Raw genomic sequence first — 3,679 nt, forward strand, 5'->3', positions numbered from 1 at the left:
ATGTCGCTGCGTGGGTCGCCGCGCACGCCCACCACCTGCTCCGGTGCGATCCAGGCGGGCGAGCCCACGGCCTGGCGCATTTCCTCGGCCAGCAGGTCCGGGTAGTGGGCGTGGCACGAGAGGCCAAAGTCCAGCAGCACGGCCGTGCCGTCTTCCTTGACGAGCACGTTGGCAGGTTTGAGGTCCAGGTGGCACACGTTCTGTTGGTGCAGGCTGTGCGCTGCGCGCGCCGTGGCCGCGCCCAGGCGGGCTATGGTGGCGATGTCGCAGCGCTCGGGCGCATCCAGCCAGTGCTGCAGCGTCTGGCCGGGGATGTATTCCATGACCAGGTAGGGCAGCCGCATCAGGTCGCCCGCCGCCACAAAACGCGGCACATGCGGGCCGCTGAGCACGGGCAGGATCTGCAGCTCGACCTCGAAGCTCACGATGTTCTCGGCCCCGTCGCCCGCCGTCATGCGCGGGATCTTCATCGCCATGGCAAAGCCGGGGCTACGGTCTGCCTGCGCGTATTCCACGGCGTAGATGTGGGCCATGCCGCCCGCGTGGATGCAGTCCACTACGCGGAAGCCGTCGATCTCGGTGCCGGGTTCCAGCAGTTTCATGTCACTGGCCTTTTTCGAGCCGATCGGCGTAGAAGCCGGGCAGGCCCGCTGCGCGGATGGCGGCGGCGGCGGCCAGGTGGTCGTAGGGCACGCGGTAGAACGTGATCTGCTTGGCGGTGTCGTCGAACAGCGCGTACATGGCGCGCGCATCGCCGTCGCGCGGCTGGCCCACCGAGCCCACGATGCCCAGCCACTGGCGGTGCGTTGGCACGGGCACGGGCACGCCGGGCTCGGGCGCAAAGCGCATCAGCTTGGCCGTGGGCGTGAGGAAGTACAGCACCTGCTCGTGCACATGGCCGCAGAACACATAGCGGATGGCGGGGTCGATGCCTTGCGCGGCGGTCATGCTGCGCTCTGCCGCGTTGGAGTCTTCCACATACCGCCACTGCGCGGGCATGTCGGCACTGGCGTGCACCAGCAAGGCGCTGCTGCCCAGCCGCGCCGTGAGCGGCAGCGACTGCAAAAAGGCGATGTGGCTGTTGCCGAGCTGGTCGTGCGTCCATTGCGCTCCCAGCTCGCTGCGGTTGCGTGGGTTGGCAGGCGGGGCCAGGGCCATGGCGTCGTGGTTGCCCAGCACACACAGGGCGCCCTGCTGGGCCAGGTCGCGCACCTGCTCCACCACGGCCACGGGCTCGCCACCGTAGCCCACCAGGTCGCCCAGCAGCGCAAACTGCTCGGCGCCCTGGGCGCTGGCGTGTTGCAGGCAGGCGGTGAGGGCCTGGCGGTTGGCGTGGATGTCGGACAGCAGGGCGATTTTCATGGTGTTGTCTCCAACCCCATCATCGCGCGCATGGCTGAATGGCAGCTTGCAGGCCGCCGTGCTTTCCCGGATTCAAAGCAAAAATAGCTGCTACCGCCCGTCTATAGGGCGGTAGCAGCTATTGATTTGATAGCTCAGAGGCTGCGCTGTACGGCGGGTTTTTTGTCCAGCGCCAGCACCAGGCCCAGCGCAATGATCGCGGGCAGCGCCTGGCTGAAGAAGATCTTGGGCGCTGCGGTGGCGGCGCCAAATACCCCAGCCACGATCACGCAGGCCAGGAAGAAGATCTTGAACACCCGGTTGCCGGTGAACAGCCCCCAGAACAGGCCCGCCGCCAGAAAACCGTTGTACAGCCCCTGGTTGGCCGCCAGCGTGGTGGTGGCGTCGGCCAGCTCCTGGGTCAGGTTGAAGGTTTTCATGCCCAGGGGCTTGTTCCAGAAGAACATTTCGAGCACGAGGATGTACACATGCTCGATGGCCACCAGGGCCACCGCGATGCGGGGGATCAGCAGGCGGCCCATGGTCTTAGACGATCGTGATGGTCACGTCGATGTTGCCGCGCGTGGCGTTGGAGTAGGGGCAGACCTGGTGGGCTGCGTCTACCAGCTTCTGGGCGGTTTCCTTGTCCAGGCCGGGCAGGCTGATGGCCAGGCGGGCGGCGATGCCGTAGGCGTTCGGGATGGGGCCCAGGTCCACTTCAGCGTCGATGGACACGTCCTGGGGCACGGGGATGCCGATCTTGCCGCCGACGGCCTTCATGGCGCCGATGAAGCACGCTGCGTAGCCGGAGGCAAACAGCTGCTCGGGGTTGGTGCCGGTGCCGGCCGTGCCGGGCGAGGACAGCTTGACTTCCAGGCGGCCGTCATCGGTCTTGGCGGCGCCATCGCGGCCACCGGTCACGTGCGACTTGGCGGTGTACAGGACTTTTTCGAGCTTGGTCATGGTGTCTTCCTTACGGTTGTTGCCCACTGGCGGGCGGTGGAGGGAATCGGTTCTTGCGTTGTCTTAAGGCCGTCAGCGTTGCTCGCTAAGCCGGTCTCGCAGCTGCTTGAGTTCGGTGGTCAAGGTGGTCAGCTCGGCAATCGAGCACTGGCTGCTTTGCAGCACGCACGGTGGAATGGCTTCGGCCTGGTTGCGCATCGCGCGGCCTTGCGACGTGAGGGTGATGCGCACACGGCGCTCGTCCTGCACATCGCGCAACCGGGCAATGTGGCCCTGTGCCTCCAGGCGCTTGAGCAACGGCGTGAGCGTGCCGGAGTCGAGGAACAGGCGCTCGCCCAGCTCGGACACGGTCACGCCGTCCTGTTCCCACAACACCAGCATCACGAGATACTGCGGGTAGGTCAGCCCGATCTGGTCGAGCAGCGGCTTGTACAGCTTGGTCATTGCCAGCGAGGCGGAATACAGCGCAAAGCAGACCTGGTTGTCCAGCCGCAGGATGGCGGGACTGGGAGTGTGGGGTGTGCTGTGGCTGGGCATGGGGTGAATTGTGAGCGTGAATTCAATTGCGCGCAATTGAATTGTGAAAAACTTTGTTAATGGATGGGATTGTGTCGGTGGGGGAGCGGCGCCGCGCCATCGGTGCTATTCGCGCGTCCCGCTTGCGCAGGCGGGGGCGCTGTGCCCCTTCACTCTCGGGAAATTGCTATCAATAGCAGAGCTGCTGGCGCATGATTCATATGCGCTAGCGGCCGATTAGGCTTTAAGTTTGGCATGTAGTGGTTCGGGCGACGACGAACCACCAGGCCCTCAGCGCCCGCTGAACTGCGCGGGCCGGCGCTCGACAAACGCGCGCACGCCTTCGGCCGCATCCTCGCTGTTGGCCAGTTCCTTCTGCACCGGGATGAAGTCCGCCACCGCGGCCGTCTGGCCTTGCTCGATGGCCTTGAGCACATTCAGGCGCGTGGCCACCACCGCGCGCGGCGCCTGGGCGGCAATGCGCTGGGCAATCGCCAAGGCCTCGTCCAGCTCCTGGCCAGCCGGCACCACTTTTTGCACAAAGTTCAGGCGGTACGCTTCAGCGCTGCCGAACTCGTCGGCCGTCAGCAGGTGCAGCAGCGCATTGCCCGTGCCCGCGCGCTCGGCCATGCGCAGCGTGGCGCCGCCCGTGGCCATGATGCCGCGCTGCACCTCCATCTGCGAGAAGCGGCAGTTGTCGGCCGCCACCACGATGTCGGCACCCAGCATGAGCTCGATGCCCACGGTGAAGCAGATGCCCTTGACCGCCACCACCATGGGCTTGGTGCGGCGCCGGTAGCCGGGCAGGCCGTAGTCATGGGGCTCCACCAGGCCTTCGGGGATGGCCTTTTCGCCGCGC

At 66.1% G+C, this 3,679-nt stretch carries 5 protein-coding genes and 1 pseudogene; all 6 read right to left on the reverse strand.

From position 1 onward, the window contains the following. A pseudogene (locus DBR23_RS32080) lies at positions 1-602 on the reverse strand (serine/threonine protein kinase); the annotation flags it as partial. A gap of 1 nt (position 603) precedes the next feature. Further along, entirely contained in the window at positions 604-1,362 is a 759-nt protein-coding gene (locus tag DBR23_RS28610; protein WP_108500300.1) for a metallophosphoesterase, read from the reverse strand. 134 nt (positions 1,363-1,496) lie between these two features. Beyond that, positions 1,497-1,883, reverse strand: a complete 387-nt coding sequence (locus DBR23_RS28615; protein WP_056059676.1) for a DUF1304 domain-containing protein — start codon at positions 1,881-1,883, stop codon at positions 1,497-1,499. A 4-nt stretch (positions 1,884-1,887) separates the two neighbouring features. Further along, positions 1,888-2,304: an organic hydroperoxide resistance protein gene (locus tag DBR23_RS28620; RefSeq protein ID WP_010462826.1), complete on the reverse strand. Its 417-nt coding sequence runs from the start codon at positions 2,302-2,304 to the stop codon at positions 1,888-1,890. A gap of 72 nt (positions 2,305-2,376) precedes the next feature. After that, on the reverse strand, positions 2,377-2,841 hold the full coding sequence (locus DBR23_RS28625; RefSeq protein ID WP_108500301.1) for a MarR family winged helix-turn-helix transcriptional regulator: 465 nt from the start codon (positions 2,839-2,841) through the stop codon (positions 2,377-2,379). A 270-nt stretch (positions 2,842-3,111) separates the two neighbouring features. Continuing rightward, on the reverse strand, positions 3,112-3,679 hold a 568-nt coding region (locus tag DBR23_RS28630), incomplete at its 5' end, for an enoyl-CoA hydratase-related protein (protein ID WP_108500302.1).

This window comes from Acidovorax sp. HMWF018 (assembly GCF_003061035.1).
GTDB lineage: Bacteria > Pseudomonadota > Gammaproteobacteria > Burkholderiales > Burkholderiaceae_C > Acidovorax > Acidovorax delafieldii.

Coding starts and splice junctions, on each gene's coding strand:
- DBR23_RS28610 (WP_108500300.1), bottom strand. CDS start 1,362: ATGAAAATCGCCCTGCTGTCCGACATCCACGCCAACCGCCAGGCCCTC.
- DBR23_RS28615 (WP_056059676.1), bottom strand. CDS start 1,883: ATGGGCCGCCTGCTGATCCCCCGCATCGCGGTGGCCCTGGTGGCCATC.
- DBR23_RS28625 (WP_108500301.1), bottom strand. CDS start 2,841: ATGCCCAGCCACAGCACACCCCACACTCCCAGTCCCGCCATCCTGCGG.
- DBR23_RS28620 (WP_010462826.1), bottom strand. CDS start 2,304: ATGACCAAGCTCGAAAAAGTCCTGTACACCGCCAAGTCGCACGTGACC.